The organism is Endozoicomonas sp. ALD068, assembly GCF_049310145.1.
Lineage (GTDB): Bacteria > Pseudomonadota > Gammaproteobacteria > Pseudomonadales > Endozoicomonadaceae > Endozoicomonas_A.
Genome location: NZ_JBLYNU010000004.1, coordinates 5,158,075 through 5,176,218, shown reverse-complemented (window position 1 = coordinate 5,176,218; position 18,144 = coordinate 5,158,075). Strand labels below are relative to the sequence as shown.

Annotated in this window: 12 protein-coding genes, 2 tRNA genes and 2 rRNA genes; 8 read left to right on the top strand and 8 right to left on the bottom strand. The window is 46.0% G+C overall.

Annotation, left to right across the window (positions count from 1 at the left end):
• Window positions 1–78 precede the first annotated feature (78 nt).
• The 3 genes from ACO6V5_RS19030 to ACO6V5_RS19020 all read left to right on the top strand — a co-directional run bounded on the left by ACO6V5_RS19030 (window position 79) and on the right by ACO6V5_RS19020 (window position 4,955).
• Window positions 79–3,545: ribosomal RNA gene (locus ACO6V5_RS19030) — 23S ribosomal RNA — on the top strand.
• Between the two features lie 210 nt (window positions 3,546–3,755).
• Window positions 3,756–3,871, top strand: a 5S ribosomal RNA gene (gene rrf, locus ACO6V5_RS19025).
• Between the two features lie 271 nt (window positions 3,872–4,142).
• Complete coding sequence (locus ACO6V5_RS19020; protein WP_317144287.1) at window positions 4,143–4,955, top strand: formate/nitrite transporter family protein; 813 nt, start codon at window positions 4,143–4,145, stop codon at window positions 4,953–4,955.
• Between the two features lie 100 nt (window positions 4,956–5,055).
• Here ACO6V5_RS19020 and ACO6V5_RS19015 read toward each other — a convergent pair whose 3' ends face one another.
• The gene (locus tag ACO6V5_RS19015) at window positions 5,056–5,493 is read right to left on the bottom strand and encodes a hypothetical protein (protein ID WP_422136216.1); all 438 of its coding nucleotides are present in this window, start codon (window positions 5,491–5,493) and stop codon (window positions 5,056–5,058) included.
• 512 nt (window positions 5,494–6,005) lie between these two features.
• Here ACO6V5_RS19015 and ACO6V5_RS19010 point away from each other — a divergent pair.
• From ACO6V5_RS19010 to ACO6V5_RS19000, 3 genes are all read left to right on the top strand, one after another.
• On the top strand, window positions 6,006–7,640 hold the full coding sequence (locus ACO6V5_RS19010) for an IS1634 family transposase (RefSeq protein WP_422492140.1): 1,635 nt from the start codon (window positions 6,006–6,008) through the stop codon (window positions 7,638–7,640).
• 78 nt (window positions 7,641–7,718) lie between these two features.
• Window positions 7,719–8,858 (top strand): ankyrin repeat domain-containing protein, encoded by a 1,140-nt coding sequence (locus ACO6V5_RS19005; protein ID WP_422411990.1) that lies wholly within the window; start codon window positions 7,719–7,721, stop codon window positions 8,856–8,858.
• Window positions 8,859–9,062: 204 nt separating this feature from the next.
• On the top strand, window positions 9,063–10,193 hold the full coding sequence (locus ACO6V5_RS19000; RefSeq protein WP_422136217.1) for a hypothetical protein: 1,131 nt from the start codon (window positions 9,063–9,065) through the stop codon (window positions 10,191–10,193).
• A gap of 69 nt (window positions 10,194–10,262) precedes the next feature.
• Here ACO6V5_RS19000 and ACO6V5_RS18995 read toward each other — a convergent pair whose 3' ends face one another.
• Window positions 10,263–12,032, bottom strand: a complete 1,770-nt coding sequence (locus tag ACO6V5_RS18995; RefSeq protein ID WP_422140061.1) for a DEAD/DEAH box helicase — start codon at window positions 12,030–12,032, stop codon at window positions 10,263–10,265.
• Between the two features lie 616 nt (window positions 12,033–12,648).
• On the opposite strand from ACO6V5_RS18995, the gene ACO6V5_RS18990 reads away from it, so the two are divergent.
• Window positions 12,649–13,308 carry an XRE family transcriptional regulator gene (locus tag ACO6V5_RS18990; RefSeq protein ID WP_422412660.1) on the top strand — a complete coding sequence of 220 codons (660 nt, stop codon included), beginning with the start codon at window positions 12,649–12,651 and terminating at the stop codon, window positions 13,306–13,308.
• Between the two features lie 86 nt (window positions 13,309–13,394).
• Here the strand turns inward: ACO6V5_RS18990 and ACO6V5_RS18985 are convergent.
• The 5 genes from ACO6V5_RS18985 to ACO6V5_RS18965 all read right to left on the bottom strand — a co-directional run bounded on the left by ACO6V5_RS18985 (window position 13,395) and on the right by ACO6V5_RS18965 (window position 15,768).
• Window positions 13,395–13,470, bottom strand: a tRNA-Phe gene (locus ACO6V5_RS18985).
• 41 nt (window positions 13,471–13,511) lie between these two features.
• A tRNA-Phe gene (locus ACO6V5_RS18980) sits at window positions 13,512–13,587 on the bottom strand.
• A 146-nt stretch (window positions 13,588–13,733) separates the two neighbouring features.
• The gene (locus tag ACO6V5_RS18975) at window positions 13,734–13,952 is read right to left on the bottom strand and encodes a hypothetical protein (protein ID WP_422136220.1); all 219 of its coding nucleotides are present in this window, start codon (window positions 13,950–13,952) and stop codon (window positions 13,734–13,736) included.
• 20 nt (window positions 13,953–13,972) lie between these two features.
• Window positions 13,973–14,245 carry an oxidative damage protection protein gene (locus ACO6V5_RS18970; protein ID WP_422136221.1) on the bottom strand — a complete coding sequence of 91 codons (273 nt, stop codon included), beginning with the start codon at window positions 14,243–14,245 and terminating at the stop codon, window positions 13,973–13,975.
• A gap of 56 nt (window positions 14,246–14,301) precedes the next feature.
• Entirely contained in the window at window positions 14,302–15,768 is a 1,467-nt protein-coding gene (locus ACO6V5_RS18965; protein WP_422412663.1) for a protein adenylyltransferase SelO, read from the bottom strand.
• 266 nt (window positions 15,769–16,034) lie between these two features.
• On the opposite strand from ACO6V5_RS18965, the gene ACO6V5_RS18960 reads away from it, so the two are divergent.
• Complete coding sequence (locus ACO6V5_RS18960) at window positions 16,035–17,072, top strand: hypothetical protein (RefSeq protein ID WP_422412665.1); 1,038 nt, start codon at window positions 16,035–16,037, stop codon at window positions 17,070–17,072.
• 88 nt (window positions 17,073–17,160) lie between these two features.
• On the opposite strand, the gene ACO6V5_RS18955 is transcribed toward ACO6V5_RS18960, so the two are convergent.
• Window positions 17,161–18,075: an acyltransferase gene (locus ACO6V5_RS18955; RefSeq protein WP_422139473.1), complete on the bottom strand. Its 915-nt coding sequence runs from the start codon at window positions 18,073–18,075 to the stop codon at window positions 17,161–17,163.
• Between the last annotated feature and the right edge of the window lie 69 nt (window positions 18,076–18,144).

Here is an 18,144-nt window from a genome sequence, read left to right as displayed (position 1 = left end):
CAGTTGCCACGAATCGACTGACCACTGGTCACCGACAACTGACAACTGAGATCTCGAAGAGATCGCTTTGGGTTATATGGTCAAGTGACTAAGCGTACACGGTGGATGCCTTGGCAGTCAGAGGCGATGAAGGACGTGGTAATCTGCGAAAAGTCTTGGGGAGCCGATAAACAGGCGTTGATCCAGGAATGTCCGAATGGGGAAACCCACTCACACAAGTGAGTATCCTTTACCTGAATACATAGGGTTTAGGAGGCGAACCCGGGGAACTGAAACATCTAAGTACCCGGAGGAAAAGAAATCAACCGAGATTCCCCCAGTAGCGGCGAGCGAACGGGGAGTAGCCCTTAAGCAATTTTTGGTTTAGCGGAACACTCTGGAAAGTGTGGCCATAGTGGGTGATAGCCCCGTACGCGAAAAGCCATTGATTGTGAAATCGAGTAGGACGGCACACGTGAAATGTTGTCTGAACATGGGGGGACCATCCTCCAAGGCTAAATACTCCTGACTGACCGATAGTGAACCAGTACCGTGAGGGAAAGGCGAAAAGAACCCCGTTGAGGGGAGTGAAATAGAACCTGAAACCGTGTACGTACAAGCAGTGGGAGTCAGTGGTCAGTTGTCAGTTGTCAGTTGCCAGTAGGCAAGCGACAGCAGATGACTGATTACCAGGTCGTCAAGTTGGAAAATACGGGCAGATTTGCAGAGGTGTTGAAATTGACGCTGAACAAAACTGACCACCGACAACTGACAACTGGCCACTGATGACTGCGTACCTTTTGTATAATGGGTCAGCGACTTATTTTCTGTGGCAAGGTTAACCGTATAGGGAAGCCGTAGCGAAAGCGAGTCTTAACAGGGCGTCCAGTCGCAGTGAATAGACCCGAAACCGGGCGATCTATCCATGAGCAGGTTGAAGATCAGGTAACACTGATTGGAGGACCGAACCCACTGTCGTTGAAAAGCCAGGGGATGACTTGTGGATAGGAGTGAAAGGCTAATCAAGCCCGGAGATAGCTGGTTCTCCTCGAAAGCTATTTAGGTAGCGCCTCGTGTCTCACCATCGGGGGTAGAGCACTGTTTGGGCTAGGGGGCCATCCCGGCTTACCAACCCCATGCAAACTCCGAATACCGATGAGTGCAATCACGGGAGACACACGGCGGGTGCTAACGTCCGTCGTGGAAAGGGAAACAACCCAGACCGTCAGCTAAGGTCCCAAAGTAATAGTTAAGTGGGAAACGATGTGAGAAGGCCCAGACAGCCAGGAGGTTGGCTTAGAAGCAGCCACCCTTTAAAGAAAGCGTAATAGCTCACTGGTCGAGTCGGCTCGCGCGGAAGATGTAACGGGGCTCAAACTATTCACCGAAGCTACGGGGTTCAGTTGTCAGTTTACAGTTGTCAGTTGGCAGTATGAGAAGTAAGTATGCAGCGATTTGAAGATTTAGAAGTATTTCAACGGGCCTATAAGCTTTCTTTGAAAGTTCACAAGCTCTCGCTGGAATTTCCGAGAATTGAACAAATGCATGGACTTGCTGATCAGATGCGCAGAGCCAGTAAAGGAATCTGTGCAAATATTGCTGAAGGACATGGGAAACTGATCATCTCAAAAGCAGAGTTTCGAAGGTTCATATTGATGGCTATCGGATCATCTGACGAAATGAGAGTTTGGTTAAGGTACTGCCTTGATCTCAATTACATTGACGATCAGCAATGGCAAGACCTCAAAACCGAATACAACCAAGTCAGTAAGATGTTGGTTAGTTTGCACAAGAGTTTTAAATAACTCAGTTCAAACTGACAACCGACAACTGCAAACTGACAACTGAACCGGTAGAGGAGCGTTGTGTAAGCGGTTGAAGGTTCACCGGGAGGTGGGCTGGACGTATCACAAGTGCGAATGCTGACATGAGTAACGATAAAGGGAGTGAGAGGCTCCCTCGCCGGAAGACCAAGGGTTCCTGCGCAACGCTAATCGGCGCAGGGTGAGTCGGCCCCTAAGGTGAGGTCGAAAGACGTAATCGATGGGAAACAGGTTAATATTCCTGTACCCCTTTTGACTGCGATGGAGTGACGGAGAAGGCTAGGCCAGCAGGGCGATGGTTGTCCCTGTTTAAGGTCGTAGGCTGTGGACTCAGGCAAATCCGGGTTCATAAAGCCGAGAACTGATGACGAACCCACCAAGGTGGGGAAGTGGTTGATGCCAGGCTTCCAGGAAAAACTTCTAAGCTTCAGGTCAAGAGGGACCGTACCCGAAACCGACACAGGTGGTCAGGTAGAGAATACCAAGGCGCTTGAGAGAACCTGGGTGAAGGAACTAGGCAAAATGGCACCGTAACTTCGGGAGAAGGTGCGCCCCTTTTGGTGATCGGACTTGCTCCGTAAGCTGAAGGGGGTCGAAGATACCAGGTGGCTGCGACTGTTTATTAAAAACACAGCACTGTGCTAACACGTAAGTGGACGTATACGGTGTGACGCCTGCCCGGTGCCGGAAGGTTAATTGATGCTGTTATCGCAAGAGAAGCGGTTGATCGAAGCCCCGGTAAACGGCGGCCGTAACTATAACGGTCCTAAGGTAGCGAAATTCCTTGTCGGGTAAGTTCCGACCTGCACGAATGGCGTAACGATGGCCACGCTGTCTCCACCCAGGACTCAGTGAAATTGAAATCGCTGTTAAGATGCAGTGTATCCGCGGCTAGACGGAAAGACCCCGTGAACCTTTACTACAGCTTCACAGTGGATCTTGATGTTGCTTGTGTAGGATAGGTGGGAGGCTTTGAAGTGTGGACGCCAGTCTGCATGGAGCCAACCTTGAAATACCACCCTGGCAATATTGAGGTTCTAACCCAGGTCCTTTAGCAGGATCGGGGACATTGTGTGGTGGGTAGTTTGACTGGGGCGGTCTCCTCCCAAAGAGTAACGGAGGAGCACGAAGGTTGGCTAAGCACGGTCGGACATCGTGCGGTTAGTGTAATGGTACAAGCCAGCTTGACTGCGAGAGGTACATCTCGAGCAGGTACGAAAGTAGGTCATAGTGATCCGGTGGTTCTGAATGGAAGGGCCATCGCTCAACGGATAAAAGGTACTCCGGGGATAACAGGCTGATACCGCCCAAGAGTTCACATCGACGGCGGTGTTTGGCACCTCGATGTCGGCTCATCACATCCTGGGGCTGAAGCCGGTCCCAAGGGTATGGCTGTTCGCCATTTAAAGTGGTACGCGAGCTGGGTTTAGAACGTCGTGAGACAGTTCGGTCCCTATCTGCCGTGGACGTTGGAAGTTTGAGGAGAGCTGCTCCTAGTACGAGAGGACCGGAGTGGACGAACCACTGGTGTTCGGGTTGTGTCGCCAGACGCATTGCCCGGTAGCTAAGTTCGGACGGGATAACCGCTGAAAGCATCTAAGCGGGAAGCCCCCTTCAAGATGAGACTTCCCTGGCCGCAAGGCCCATAAGAGACGTTGAAGACTACGACGTTGATAGGCGGGATGTGTAAGCGTTGTGAGGCGTTGAGCTAACCCGTACTAATGACTCGAGAGGCTTGACCATATAACGCCAAAGCGATTTGCGCAGCGAAGCTGCCAGCAAAAGCTGGAAGCTTGAAGCTTGAAGCCGTACACAGTGAACGAGAGTGTTGAGCAAGAATAGACACACAGCTTAAACGAGATTTGGATTCCAGAGCCTTCCGCTTTCGAGAAACAGCTTCAAGCCTCCAGCTTAAAGCTTCCAGCTCGAGAGCCAACGGCTCGACCAGTTTTGCCTGGTGACCATAGAGCGTTGGAACCACCCGATCCCATCCCGAACTCGGTAGTGAAACGACGCATCGCCGATGGTAGTGTGGGGTTTCCCCATGTGAGAGTAGGTCATCGCCAGGCATTGAATAAAGCAAAACCCCGGTTGAGAGATTGACCGGGGTTTTTGTTTAATCGTATCCCATTACTCTCAAAACTTTTTCCTTCTTTGGTGCATGTTCACACAAAATGCACCGATTCACTTCTTTCCCATCAACTATTTTCTTCAGGTACTTGCCATCCTGTAAATAGTTAACTTATTAAAAATCAAATTGTTAAGTGATAAATCAAAAGACAGGCATCTTTTTTGCTGTGCAGGACTCGACGAATAATAAAATTAGCGAGATGGAATTATATGGCTTATATCGAACCCGATCAGTTTGTCAAAAAAATGGTGGACTCCGGTGAGTCAAAGATCTTTATGTCAACCAAAGATACTTTTATTCGAGCCTTCATGGCAGGAGCTATTCTGGGACTGGCGGCTATCTTTGCCATTACAGTGACTATCAATACTGGCTCACCGCTGATCGGAGCTCTGTTGTTCCCGATTGGTTTTATCATGTTGTATCTCATGAAATTTGACTTGTTGACCGGCGTCTTCACCCTGGTTCCTCTGGCGTTAATTGATAAACGACCTGGTGTGGATATGCGAGGGCTTCTCAGGAATTGGGGTCTGGTATTTCTAGGGAATTTTGCCGGAGCACTGACTACTGCTTTCTTTGTGTCGTTTATTTTGACCTATGGCTACAGCATTGATGGTGGAGCCATAGCTGCGAAAGTCTCCGCCATTGGTGAGTCGAGAACATTGGGCTATCAGGAGCATGGTCTTGCAGGTTGGTTAACGATTTTTGTTCGGGGAATGCTCTGTAACTGGATGGTATCAATGGGGGTTGTCGGCGCCATGATCTCAACGTCTGCAGGTGCAAAGATGGTGGCCATGTGGATGCCTATTATGCTGTTTTTCTTCATGGGCTTCGAGCACTCTATTGTCAATATGTTCCTTTTTCCCTTCTCAATGATCATGGGTGGTGAGTTTACTGTGATGGATTACCTGATCTGGAATGAACTGCCTACCGCTCTGGGGAATTTGGTAGGAGGTTTCCTTTTGGTTGGCCTGCCACTTTATTTGACCCATGTAAGAACCAGCCCGGAGCGAGGACTGGCTTAACGTATCAGAGTGACTGCCTCTCTTACATAAAGAGGTAGTCACAAAAGTTGTCTTGAGAAAAAAGAAAAGAACGGAAGGAATTTTACGTGGTGGCTCAGGTTTATTGCCGGGGCTCTGTAACCGCAACGCTCTCAAGAAAATCCATGATAGTCTGAACATCCTCCAGTTCACCTTCTTCATTCCAGAGTACTGCGATGGAACCTGCCCGGAAGCTCACTCTGACAGCGGAAGCAGGTAATTTGGAGAGCTTTTCAGAGCCGACTCTAGTGTTTTCAGGCCAGCATCCATCGGCTTTTTCCAGAACGATAACGGGATCATTATCTTCAGTCAAAGACACAGTGGAATACTCAAGCCATGGGCTCTGCTCGATAATGGCAGATTCAGGTAAAAGATCTTTGTCTTTGATTTCCCGACAGGTAAAGCCAGACAAGATGGCTTTGTTTCTAAGCTTCATACGACGCCTGTCTGACTTGGAAGGCAGGAGCCACATGAAGTTACCAATAATAATCAGAGCAATGAGTGCGATGATCCAGATCATGTCATTATTCTACTGTAAGTACTCAACCATACGAAATCATATTTTCTGACTCATTGTTCAGGCACTCTGACTGCGTTGCAACCCTGGTCATATAGCTTGCTATGTTCCCGTCGTTGTGCCTTGCAGAGCACCTGCCCAATAAGCCAGAAATATTCGATTCCGTATGGCTGAGTACTTAATGCCTTAAGCAAATGTTTATGGACAAGGATAATACCATAAGGAATTAAAAGTAGTTACTGACCAGCAGCAGGACTGATTTGTACCTATGTTCAGTAAGTCCCACCTGTGTTCTGTATCACGGACAGAGGCGATTAAATCAGATTCAGGAGCTTGATAATAGATTGATGTATCTACAATTACTCCAGCTGTGAGCCCTATCAGCGGATATGATTCATTATCCGGATTGAAGTAAAAAAAGTAAGGATACCGTTGAACCTGCCTTTCACCACCCCGATTGATATTTGCCTAAAATCTGTTGTCAAAGAAATAAACAGACATTCAGGTGCACCAACATGCCTCAAGCTCAATACCAGTCTAAGAACCTCAACCACCTTGGCTTGGTTGCCGCTATGTGTCGGGAGTTAAAGATAGCCGAATACATTGATGCCCGTATCACAAATGACTCCGATGTTCGTAATGTCACTATTGGACAAGCTGTAGTTGCAATGATCATCAATGGCTTGGGCTTTACGGGGCAAACTCTATACATGCTCCCTGAGTTTTTTGAGGATAAGCTGATTGACCGCCTTATCGGGGAAGGTATACAGGCTGAACACTTGAACGATAAGGTACTTGGTCGGGCTCTCGACAGTTTGTACGACGCTGGTGTTAGCGACTTGTATCTCAATCTGGCCGTCAAGGTCGTCAATCATCTGAAACTTCCTTGCAAGGCATTAAATCTGGATGGCACCAGCTTTCATGTGGATGGAGTCTATAACAGTCATGACAATCCAGACGACTTGAACTGTATTCATATCTGCCAAGGTTACAGCCGTGACCACCGGCCTGACCTGAACCAGGTAGTCTTACAGTTAATGACTGAAAACCAGGCGGGCATCCCTGTGTTTATGGCCCCTGCCAGCGGTAATGTAAACGACAAAACCTGTTTTCAGGAAATTATCAAAAATCATCTGTCATGTTTTAAGGCTGCTTTGAATAGCCGCTATCTGGTTGCTGATGCTGCCATGTATGTTGCAGAAACCCTTCAGTCGCTTGATGAGCAAAAGCAGCTGTTTATCTCCCGGGTACCCCTGAACATCAAGGAGGCAAAGGAGCTGGTCTGCAAAGCGCCAACCATGTCGCTGGAGCCTGTTGAAGGCTATGAAGATTATTACTCAGCTGAAGTGCCTTCCTGCTACGGAGGGGTTCAACAACGATGGTTCCTGTTTCTCAACAAAAAGCGCGGGCTTAGTGAACGGAAAACACTGACCCGAAAGATGCAAAAACAGTCATTGAAAGAGGCCCGTGATCTGGAGAAGCTGAGCAAAAAGGCCTTTTTGTGCCGGGACGATGCATTGAAGGCTTTTGCCTTGTGGCAGAAACAATCGAAACTTTGCCAAAGCGAAACAGAGCCTGAGGTTATCTGTAAACCCTGCTATTCGGGCAAAGGAAGACCATCGCCGGATAGCAAGCCTGATCACTTCGAGTACTTTGTGCAGGCTGAATGCTTTGTTTCCTGCGAGAAGAGGGAGCATGCAGAGGCCTCACTGGGTTGTTTTATCCTAAGCACCAATGAGCTGGATAAAAATAGTTTGAATGCCTCTGAGCTGTTGTCTATCTATAAGTCGCAACAAAAAGTTGAAGGCGGCTTTCGGTTCCTGAAGAGCCCGGACTTTCTGGTCTCTTCGCTCTATTTGAAGAAAGCGGAACGTATTGAAGCCCTGTTAATGGTGATGACTCTGTGCCTGATGGTCTATGCTGCTATCCAGCACAGAATCAGGCAGGAACTGAAAAAGCAAAGTCGTGTATTTCCAGACCAGAAAAAAAAGCCCTGCCAGAACCCAACAGCAAGATGGGTATTTTTCTGTTTCCAGGGGCTTAGTGTATTAACGGTCAATAATCAGGAGGAACATGTGATTGGCTTGAAGGAAAGGCAGTGGACGATCATTCAAATTTTGGGCATTTTTTACGAGTCCATGTATTCCTGATAGGGGTGGTGAAAGGCGGTTGAACTTTATAAAAAAATAATAATCTAAGGAATATGAAATTAAAAAAGGAGAAGAGAGATGATAGCCACTGGAGGAGCACCCAATAGCCATATTCTTGAGAATCACAGCCTGCTTGGTAGAAGCAATTCAGCTCAAGGACAACAGAACAGTGAGACACGGACCTGTTCCTGGGCTCAGCATAAAGTTAACAAATTGCATCTGAAATTAAGAGGACCAGATTCAGCATTAATGAAAGCAGCCAAACACAACGATACTAAGCTGATCAGCTATATCATTGACAGGCACCCGAGTTCTTTGCGACTTTGTTTGAAGCAAAAAAATCGAAATCCGGCCATTCAGGCGGCAGTCCATGGTAATACGGAAGCACTCCAATTGTTAATTAACTATGGAGTATCACCGGATACAGTATTGGCGAGTAAGAATTATGAAAATGGGGAAGGTAGACTCCCCCTACTATTTTCATACAGTGGCAGGCACTCTAGTTATTCTCCTGCTGATTTCACATCAAAAACAATGAGGGTGTTACTGGAAAACAATCAAACCAATGTTAACAGCATCAATCTTGTTGGTGATTTATATAATCAAATGTCCATGAGACCAACGGAATTAGTAAATAGTCAGGTAGGATCCAAAAACAGAGGTGAAATCAGTGCATTACTTGCCAGCGATCCTAGAACCCAGGTAAATTCAGAAATAGAGTTTTTCTATAACGGACTATTTAAATCTTCCTTTCATATTGAATTTCCTCGTGAATGTTATTTTTATAAAACGCGTGAAGGAAAGATCCATGTTAGCCTTATCGGTCAGGCCATATTGTTAAATAACCCTCATTTAGCACTTACACTACTTGACCGCCCGGATCTGGATCCCGGTAAACCCGAAGGAACAGTCGAAAACCTGCTGGCTATTTTCTTTTATAAATCAGCAGAGGGCTTGTTTTATAATTTAGGAGCTCCTCTGAGAGAAAAAATGCTTGCATCCGAAGAAGTTCGCAGGCAGATCCTGGACAGTGACTCATCGATATCCAAAATTCGATTCATCTTACTCTTATCTAGGGATTTCAAAAGCAGGAATATCGACGAAATCGACGAAATCGACGAAATCGATGAAATCAATAAACTTGGTCAGCTTAATTGCAATGAATTAAACGCGCGCATCAGACATGAACTCTCTCAATGGGTGTGGAGCCAATCTTAAGTCAAGAGAGTGTAAGCCCTCTCCTGCAAGTGGCAGAGAAGTGTCAAAAAAGAAAGGAACGGCATTTACTCTGGTAGGTGCCTAGTATTGGAAGCTCGCTCCTTTAGGGGCGAGTAGTTCACCAAGAAAAGTAAGGATACCGTTGAACTTTATAAAAAAATAATAATCCAAGGGTTATATGAAATTAAAAAATGGAGAAGACAGATGATAGCCACTGGAGGAGCACCCAATAGCAATATTCTTGAGAATCACAGCCTGCTTGGTAGAAGCAATTCAGCTCAAGGACAACAGAACAGTGAGACACGGACCTGTTCCTGGGCTCAGCATAAAGTTAACAAATTGCATCTGAAATTAAGAGGACCAGATTCAGCATTAATGAAAGCAGCCAAACACAACGATACTAAGCTGATCAGCTATATCATTGACAGGCACCCGACCTCTTTACAACTTTGCTTGAAGCAAAAAAATCGAAATCCGGCCATTCAGGCGGCAGTTCATGGTAAAACGGAAGCACTCCAATTGTTAATTAACTATGGAGCATTACCGGATACAGTATTGGCGAGTGAAAGCTATGAAAAAGGAGAAGGTAACCTCCCCCGACTATTTGTTCGCAGTGGCAGGCACTCTAGTTATTCGCCTGCTGATTTCACATCAAAAATAATGAAGGTGTTACTGGAAAACAATGATACCAACGTTAATAGCGTCAATTGTATTCAAGATTTTACTGGAAGTATGTACATGACACCAACGGAATTAGTAAACAGCCAGGTAGGAGCCAAAAACAGAGGCGTAATCAGTGAATTACTGGCCAGCGATCCCAGAACCCGGGTAAATACAAAAATAGGATTTGAGTACTCAGGGCCTTTTAAATCTTCCTTTCATATTAAATTTCCTCCTGAGTTTTCATTTTATAAAAAAACGGGTGAAAGAAAGATCCCTGTTAGCCTTATCGGTCAGGCCATATTGTTAAATAACCCTCATTTAGCACTTACACTACTTGACCGTCCGGATCTGGATCCCGGTAAACCCGATGGAACAGTCGAAAACCTGCTGATTATTTTCTTTAATAAATTAGCAAAGGGCTTGTTTTATAATCTGGGAGATCCTCTGAGAAAAAAAATGATTGCATCCGAAGAATTTCGCAGGCAGATCCTGAACTGTGACTCATTGTTAGCCAAGAGACGATTCATCTTACTCTTATCTATGGATTTCAAAAGCAGGAATATCCAACACATCGAAGAACTTATTTGGCTTAATCGCGATGAATTAAACACGCGCATCAGACATGAACTCTCTCAATATGACATAAGAGAATCTGTCGAAAGAGAGGTTTAGTCTGATTATTGCTGTCATAAATGTCTTGCTTCAGGCACCTTCATAATAGGTCTAGAGTATGAGGAGGAGTTATTCAGCCTCATAAGCCTTTCGGTAATGACCCTCATAATCAAAGAGCTTATCAACGACCGACCAGTAGTGTTTCTCTTTTCTGGCAATCACGAAGTCTGGTTTGCGAAATTTCTTTTGTTGACTGATAACGGAGTCGACTGACTTTGCCCTGAAGGGCTCAGCACGATTAATCAGGGCATGTTTGCCAAAGTGATGATAAAAAGCACCTTGTTGGGCAGCGGTGTCCAGACGGAAATACTCGCTGACTTCAGCTCCGTCTTCATCGTAGTAGGTGATTTTGATTCTGGGGTGATTTCCTCCGGAGTCAGATTCCATCGTCATACCGGAGCAACGAAGCACCATACAGTCTTTCAGGTTAAGGGCATCTCGCAGTTTTTGATCCGGATCAACCAGTGTTTTTCTGCATTGATGACATTTTCTCGCGGCAATGTCGTTTTCTGCACCGCATTCTTGACACTCCTTGAAACGATAGCGGAAGTCGCATCGAACGATTTGACCTTCAAACGTTTCAACGCCCTGGCAACGGCGACCATAGTGCTCGATCAGATCACCGTCATCATCGACAATGCCCCAGAAGCTGTTCTCATGGCCACAGGCAGGGCAGGGAACTGTCACCGCAACGGATTGGGAGTCTGGCTTTGGACTACCTATTTCAGGGCTAAACAGATCATAGCGATTGCCGGCAAAATCTATAACCAGACAATCTTTCTTGCCTCCTGCCAGACGAAGCCCACGGCCCACAATCTGTTGATAAAGGCTGACAGATTCGGTGGGGCGAAGAATAGCGATCAGATCAACATGGGGGGCGTCGAAGCCGGTGGTTAAGACCGAGACGTTGACCAGATATTTGATCTTCTGAGCCTTGAAAGCCTGAATCAGGTTATCGCGTTCCTGAGTAGCCGTGTCACCAATGATCAAAGCGGATTCAGATTCTGGCAGATAGCCCATTATTTCCCGGGCATGGTCCACGGTAGAAGCGAAGATCATGATACCTTTTCTGTTTTCCGACGCTTTCAGAACCTGATTGATGATCTGTTGTGTCGCCCGCCCTTCGCCCTTGAGCAGCGTGTTCAGATCAGCTTCGCTGTAGCGACCAAAACGGTCCCTTGATAAAAGACTGAAGTCGTAAAAAACAACAGGAGCATCAATCAAGGTTGCCGGTGTCAGATAGTTGTTTTTGATCATGTACGACAACGGAAGTTCATAAATGCAGCTTTTGAAAAATCGCTTTTCTGCCGTTCGCAGGGTGCCTTTTTGGTTTCCGGGCAGGTAATGCTGATAAATCCAACCCATGCCAAGCCGGTAGGGCGTTGCCGTTAATCCCAGTATTTTCAGCTTTGGATTGAGCTTTTGAAGGTACTCAATAATCTTGTGATAACTGGAGGTTTTCTCCAGAGAAACCCGATGACACTCATCTATGACCAGCAACGTGAAGTCCTCGTCATTAAACTGATCCAGGTTTTTAACGACAGACTGAACACTGCCAAATACAACCTGCTCAGTAGCCTCTTTCTTGCCCAGCCCGGCACTGAATATGGAAGCTTTCAGCTCATAGCTTTCGTATTTGACATGATTCTGTTCAACCAGCTCTTTGACATGAGCCAGAACCAGGACCCGGCCACGGGCAATGCGTCCCAGCTCACTGATGACCAGGCTCTTGCCAGCACCTGTGGGCAGTACCACAAGGGCAGGGTCGTCACTGTTGCGAAAGTGCTGTATCACTCTGGAAACAGCGTCTTGTTGATAAGGGCGTAGCTGGAAAGTCATTGGCTGATTATATCGGTCCTTTGGTGACACTCCCCGCCTTGTCAGGCGAGGCTTCTGACTTCACGGGCTACAGCCAGCCTATAGCGACTGGACTTACACAGAAGCCTCCATCAGCAGTAACCGGGTGCCCCTCGGTTATTTATTGGTCTTTTGTTTGATTTGTCGCAGCCTTAACGGGTCACTCAGGTATGGGCTCGTCTGGTTCTTCAAGGGCGGTTGGGCAGTTGTCTCTGCCTTGATTTTTTGTTAACAGTGCTTGGTTTTCGTCACCGTGAGTCTCTGCATAGAGACAGACCGATGGAAAATATAACCAACTACGTACAAATACTCAACCGCAACGCTCTGCGTTCCCGTCTTATATCCCCGCCCGATTGAGGGTGTCGCAAAAGGTCAATTAAAACGCTTCAAGCTTCAAACCGTCATCTCCGCGAAGGCGGAGATCCACTGTTCGTGGTGGGTTCCCGCCTACGCGGGAACGACGATCTTGATATATCCTGCTGACCATACCCTTTTGCGACACACTCTTCAGGGCGGGGAGGATGTCAACTGTGTACGTTTAATCAGATCTGCTGTTGTATAATTGCTCTTTCATTCTTATTTCAGGACAAAACAGAGTATGGCAAACGCTTTCGCGCGTCGATTCCAGTTGATAGTTGATCGTCTGGCAAAGGGAAACAAAAAGCAGTTTGCCGAAATGACAGGCAAATCCGCCTCTCACATCTATAAAATCTGTCGGGGTACAAGCCGCCCTTCCATGGCCTATATGGAAAGTCTCTATGATGAGTTTCGGGTCGACCTGAACTGGTTGCTGACTGGCAATCAAAACGACAGTGGACAAATATCTGATACTAAAGAAAGTAAAGAAATTGTCTTCGCTCCTATGTTTGATGTAGAGGCCAGTGCAGGAATGGGTTCAGCTGTTCAGGGTGAAGAAGTCAGCGATTATTTTGCTTTCAATAAAACCTTTCTGAGCCGACAATTGGGCGTTTCCGGTGAAAGTCTGGCATTTGTCACCATCAGCGGTGACAGTATGCTGCCCACCTTTCAGGACGGAGATCAGGTGTTGGTGGATCTGTCCCGGAGATCAGTCCATAGTGAAGCTGTTTACCTTATTCAAACCGAAGATGGTTTGATGGCCAAGCGGGTAAAACAGGTGCAGCATGAACTGAAAATAACCAGTGATAACCCTGAATATCCCCGTTGGAATATGGATCTGAAAAAGGTGGAAGAGAATCCAGTTGTGGGCAAGGTCATCTGGTGTGCCAGGGCGGTCTGAGTAGCGCTTCAGAGGTACACTATTAATCTGTAAATTTTTTCGGCGCACAAAAAAAGGGTTACAATTTCTCGTAACCCTTTGATATATGGTGCCTAGGGGCGGAATCGAACCACCGACACGCGGATTTTCAATCCGCTGCTCTACCAACTGAGCTACCCAGGCCAGACTGCTTTTCGACTTAATAGCACCATCGTGAAGATCAATGGTGCCTAGGGGCGGAATCGAACCACCGACACGCGGATTTTCAATCCGCTGCTCTACCAACTGAGCTACCCAGGCGTTTCATGCAATCATGTGCGAGGCGTATTAAACGGATTTCACCCCTCTGAGTCAAGTCGGCTACAACGATTTTCGGTCTTTTGAACAAAAAAATTGGGTTGGATCAATAGATTAGAGATGTAACGCAGCAGACAGAGCTTGCTTTGTCATTGAAAAACGACATAGTCTGCCAATTCTTCCAGAGAGTCCAGTTCCGCTATTTCTTCAATCGGTGCCTGCCCTTTTTCTTCCTTGTAAGTCTGATAGGCCCGGGTATCTACAACAATGTCGCCATTTTCTTCCTGAAAGAGGACGGAGTGGTCGCTGATAGCAGAGAGGATCTGCTTCTTTTTGTTGTTAGAGATGGAAATGTCTTTGATGTTCATGGTAGAGGCTCCTAATCAGTTTACTTCTGCTCAGGCACAAAACCATCGGCGGTATCATAATCTTCACCGGCGAAAAACTTATCCATCTGTTCGGTCAGGTATTTGCGGGTTTCAGGGTCCAGCAAGTTGAGGTGTTTCTCGTTAATCAGGCGAGTCTGGTGGGCTTGCCATTCGCTCCAGGCTGTCTGGGAAACGTTCTCATAAACCCACTGGCCTTTGGGTCCGGGCAGAGGTGGTACAGCAAGACCTTCGGCTTCTTTTTTGAGTTTTACACAATGTACGGTACGGGCCATGGGTATCCTCATTTTCTTAATCAGTAACAGGTTGGAATGGTATAGCAAACTATCCGTCAGGACGAGCAGCTGACTTCCAGCTTTTTACCCCACTCAGGGGGCTTTTGAGCATAATGTTCCAGATCAGGGTGCTCATCATAGGGGGACTGCAACACTGTCATCAGTTGTTCAATCTCGACATAATCCCCTTGTTCTGCCTTCTCGATAGCAGCCTGGGCGAGATAGTTTCGCAGAATGTATTTGGGGTTAATTTGCTTCATACGTTGGTGGCGTAGCTGCTCTGGCTCGGAGTTTTGAGAAACTCTTTCATCATAGCGTTGCAGCCATTGTCCGAGCGGCTCAGATTCGCTGCATAAAGCAACGAATGCGGATACTCCCTGACCCACATGGTAATCAGACAAGGTTCGGAAAAACAGGGTGTAGTCCACATGTTGTTCATGGAGCAACTGCAGAAGATCCTTGATCAGATCTGAGTCTTTGGGGTCTTCTTCCAGGAGTCCCAGCTTTTCACTCATCAATGACAGATATCTGGCTGAGTATAGTGCAGGATAGGTGTCCAGTATTTTTTGCAGAGCGGATACATCGTCGAGCAGAGGCACCAGGGCCTGTGCCAGTCGGCCACAGTTCCAGTAACCGATATCAGGTTGCTGGCTGAAGGCGTAGCGACCGGAGTGATCAGAGTGGTTACAGATGAAGTGCCAGTTGAAATCATCCTGAAAGCCGAAAGGTCCGTAATCAAAAGTTTCGCCGAGGATACTCATGTTGTCGGTGTTCATCACCCCATGCGCAAAACCGTTAGCCTGCCAAAGGGCAATCATTTCAATGGTTTTGTCTACCACCGTTTTGAAAAATAAACTGTATTTGTCGTTTTTATCGGAACACTCGGGAAAGTAGTTCTCAATGGTAAATTCGGCCAGAGTTTCAAGGGCATCGTATTGTTTGCTGTAGTAGAAATACTCAAAGTGACCGAAACGGATATGAGTTTTTGCCATTCGCAGCAGGGTAGATCCGCGTTCCTCAGTTTCACGGTAAACCGGAGTGTCGCTGGTCACCACACAAAGGGCGCGGGTGGTCGGGATGCCCAGGTGAAACAGAGCCTCAGAGGCCAGGTATTCTCGAATGCAGGAACGTAGAACGGCCCGACCATCTCCAAATCGGGAATAAGGCGTCATACCTGCCCCTTTCAAATGGAGATCCCAGCTTTCACCCAGGTTGTTGGTCACTTCTCCAAGAAGCAAGCCTCGTCCGTCACCCAGCTGTGGATTGTAGCTGCCAAACTGATGTCCGGAGTAGATCATTGCCAGAGGATCGGAACCTTCCAGAGTTTTTAAGCCTCCAGCCACCTGGGCCAACTGTTCTTTGCAGGTGTCACTCAGCTCAAGATCTAACAGATCAGCGGCTGGCTGACTGACGGCTACCAGCTTTGGATTATCCAGAGGCGTGGCCTGAAGACGGGTGTAGAACACGTCAGGCAGCTGGCCAAAGCGGTTGTTAAAGTTGAGCTGATCCAGGCTTGTTCTCATTCAGGATTTTCCATACATCAGAGGACGGAAATGCCACCACTCCCTTCGACGGCATTGCTACGTTCAAATAATACCTTAGTATTTTACTAGGAAATCGTCCTGTAGGGGAGAGCTGTTCAGAAATGCTTATATAAAAAACGTCGGCTCAAGAGACGAGACACCAGAAAGAGCAGGAAGCATTTGTTAGATGGCGGTCGGAACATAAAGTTTGAACTTTCTTCAAAAAAAGCAGTCTAAACATTATTAATCAAATTTTTTGTATTAACATGAAAACCACAATAAATATTTTAATGATCTGCTTGTTGGTCGAGCTTATGCCATTGTCTTCAATTGCTAAGGCATATGAAAGGGTATCCTGTAACTCCAGAAGTATTCAGGACTGCGTATTTGATATTTCAAATTCTCTCGGTATTGAGAATTATGAAGCTTGTGAGTTGAAAAACCTTAATTTTGAAAAAGGCTCTGTCACTAAAGACGCTTTCTATTCTTTAATATGCCCGTCGGATAGATTTTTTATAAAAGAGTCACGAAATAGCAATTATCAAGAAAATACACTTATCAATGACTACTTATCTACAAACTGCATATCTGAATTTTGCTCAATGTTAGTAAAACCAGTGAGAGAAGTTTCCCTTTCAAGTGATTCAGAACCCTTTTATTACTCTGTCTTTCCTTATGTAGAAGGAAAAACACTAAGTACAATAAAAGAAAAAATGTATTCAAATGGTTTAGATCGAAAAAAATTAAATATATTGTATAGAAAAATTGGAATGACTCTCGGTACTTTGCATAGCTCAGGGATAATCAATAAATATGGTGAAAACAATTTTATTTTATTGAAATCGCGCTTAGTGCATGGAGATTTGCATAGCTCAAATATAATCGTCAAATCTGATAATTCTGTGCTCTTTGTAGATACAGATGGTTTATACAAATCAGTAAAATCACCACAGCAGATAGTTATTGATATTAACACAGTGATACTTCAAGTTTTACCGGGGGCGGTGTTATTACTTGATGACCCTGATTTATCTGATTGGATAAGTGCTTTTCCAGAGTTCGTTACTAATTTTATAGATGGCTACTGTAGTTTATTTACTGAAATCCAATATAACGAGTGTGATTCAAAAATAAGAGTGCAAATGGTTTCGTTATTGAGAACTGTATATCAGTCACTTTTGACAAAGGATGATTCTGAATCAGAGGATGAGTCAGAAACTGTTGCTTACATAAATTCATACGTTCTGGAAAATAGACTTGGAAAGTTGCTTTCGTCACATATTGAAAGCAAGCGTAAACTCTAGGCCAAAAAGAATTTTTTGGCCTCGGAGTCAGGATGAAGGCTGTATTATACGACTATGTTTTAGCTTTTTTTACCAGCTTCAACGATTGTCATTTAACAACACCTTCCTGACGGTGACTCATTTCCAGCATGAGCTGATCTTTTTCTACCCAGAGATGATTGACCCATGCCTGAAAGTCATTTCGAAATTCAGCATCCTGCTGGTAGCTTCGACCTATGAATGATTCCGGGATCGTTTGTTGTTCAAAATGGATACTGACGCTTTTAATTCGACCACACAGGAAGTCCCAGAAGCCCAGCTGGTCTTTTTGATGATAAACAATGGTGATATTCAAAAGGGTTCTCACCTGCTCACCCAGTGCTCCGATCACGTAGCTGATACCGCCAGCACGGGGGTTCAGTAAATGTTTGAAAGGTGATGACTGCTTTTGGTGCTTTGCTTCGCTAAAACGGGTGCCTTCAAGGTAATTGACGATGGATACCGGCATGGTTTTGAATTTTTCGCAGGCTTTAAGGGTATTTTCCAGATCTTTACCACGCTTTTCCGGGTGCTTTTCAAGATAGGCTTTGCTGTAACGCTTCATAAACGGGAAGTCGAGAGCCCACCAACAGAGACCTATGACCGGAACGAAGATCAGCTCCTGTTTGAGAAAAAACTTCATCAAGGGGATTTTTCTGTTGAGCAGATGTTGCATCAGCAAAATATCAGCCCAGCTTTGATGGTTGGCAGTGACCAGATAATAGCCATTGGGGTTCAGATCTTTCAGGCCGCTGATATTCAGACGGGTTCCTGATAGCGCTCTGATCCAGAGAGAGTTGATGCTGATCCACAGCTCCGCCACAGAGTGGGCTATGCGTCCCATAAGGCGACGAAAGCTTTTTAGAGGGACGACGAGTTTTAAGAGAGAAAAACAGAGCAGCGGCAGGCTGAGAAAAAGGGTGTTGATGATCAAAAGGGAGACAGATAAACACCCTGTGACGTATTCTTTAAATCTACGGATCATGTTGGACTTGGCATTGTTTCATTGGGGTTGCGTAGTTTAACTCGAAATTTTTTTCAACTCTAACCCGGT

Bases quoted from the DNA above. Each gene is read 5' to 3' on its own strand.
- ACO6V5_RS19020 (WP_317144287.1), top strand. From the start codon at position 4,143: ATGGCTTATATCGAACCCGATCAGTTTGTCAAAAAAATGGTGGACTCC.
- ACO6V5_RS19015 (WP_422136216.1), bottom strand. From the start codon at position 5,493: ATGATCTGGATCATCGCACTCATTGCTCTGATTATTATTGGTAACTTC.
- ACO6V5_RS19010 (WP_422492140.1), top strand. From the start codon at position 6,006: ATGCCTCAAGCTCAATACCAGTCTAAGAACCTCAACCACCTTGGCTTG.
- ACO6V5_RS19005 (WP_422411990.1), top strand. From the start codon at position 7,719: ATGATAGCCACTGGAGGAGCACCCAATAGCCATATTCTTGAGAATCAC.
- ACO6V5_RS19000 (WP_422136217.1), top strand. From the start codon at position 9,063: ATGATAGCCACTGGAGGAGCACCCAATAGCAATATTCTTGAGAATCAC.
- ACO6V5_RS18995 (WP_422140061.1), bottom strand. From the start codon at position 12,032: ATGACTTTCCAGCTACGCCCTTATCAACAAGACGCTGTTTCCAGAGTG.
- ACO6V5_RS18990 (WP_422412660.1), top strand. From the start codon at position 12,649: ATGGCAAACGCTTTCGCGCGTCGATTCCAGTTGATAGTTGATCGTCTG.
- ACO6V5_RS18975 (WP_422136220.1), bottom strand. From the start codon at position 13,952: ATGAACATCAAAGACATTTCCATCTCTAACAACAAAAAGAAGCAGATC.
- ACO6V5_RS18970 (WP_422136221.1), bottom strand. From the start codon at position 14,245: ATGGCCCGTACCGTACATTGTGTAAAACTCAAAAAAGAAGCCGAAGGT.
- ACO6V5_RS18965 (WP_422412663.1), bottom strand. From the start codon at position 15,768: ATGAGAACAAGCCTGGATCAGCTCAACTTTAACAACCGCTTTGGCCAG.
- ACO6V5_RS18960 (WP_422412665.1), top strand. From the start codon at position 16,035: ATGAAAACCACAATAAATATTTTAATGATCTGCTTGTTGGTCGAGCTT.
- ACO6V5_RS18955 (WP_422139473.1), bottom strand. From the start codon at position 18,075: ATGATCCGTAGATTTAAAGAATACGTCACAGGGTGTTTATCTGTCTCC.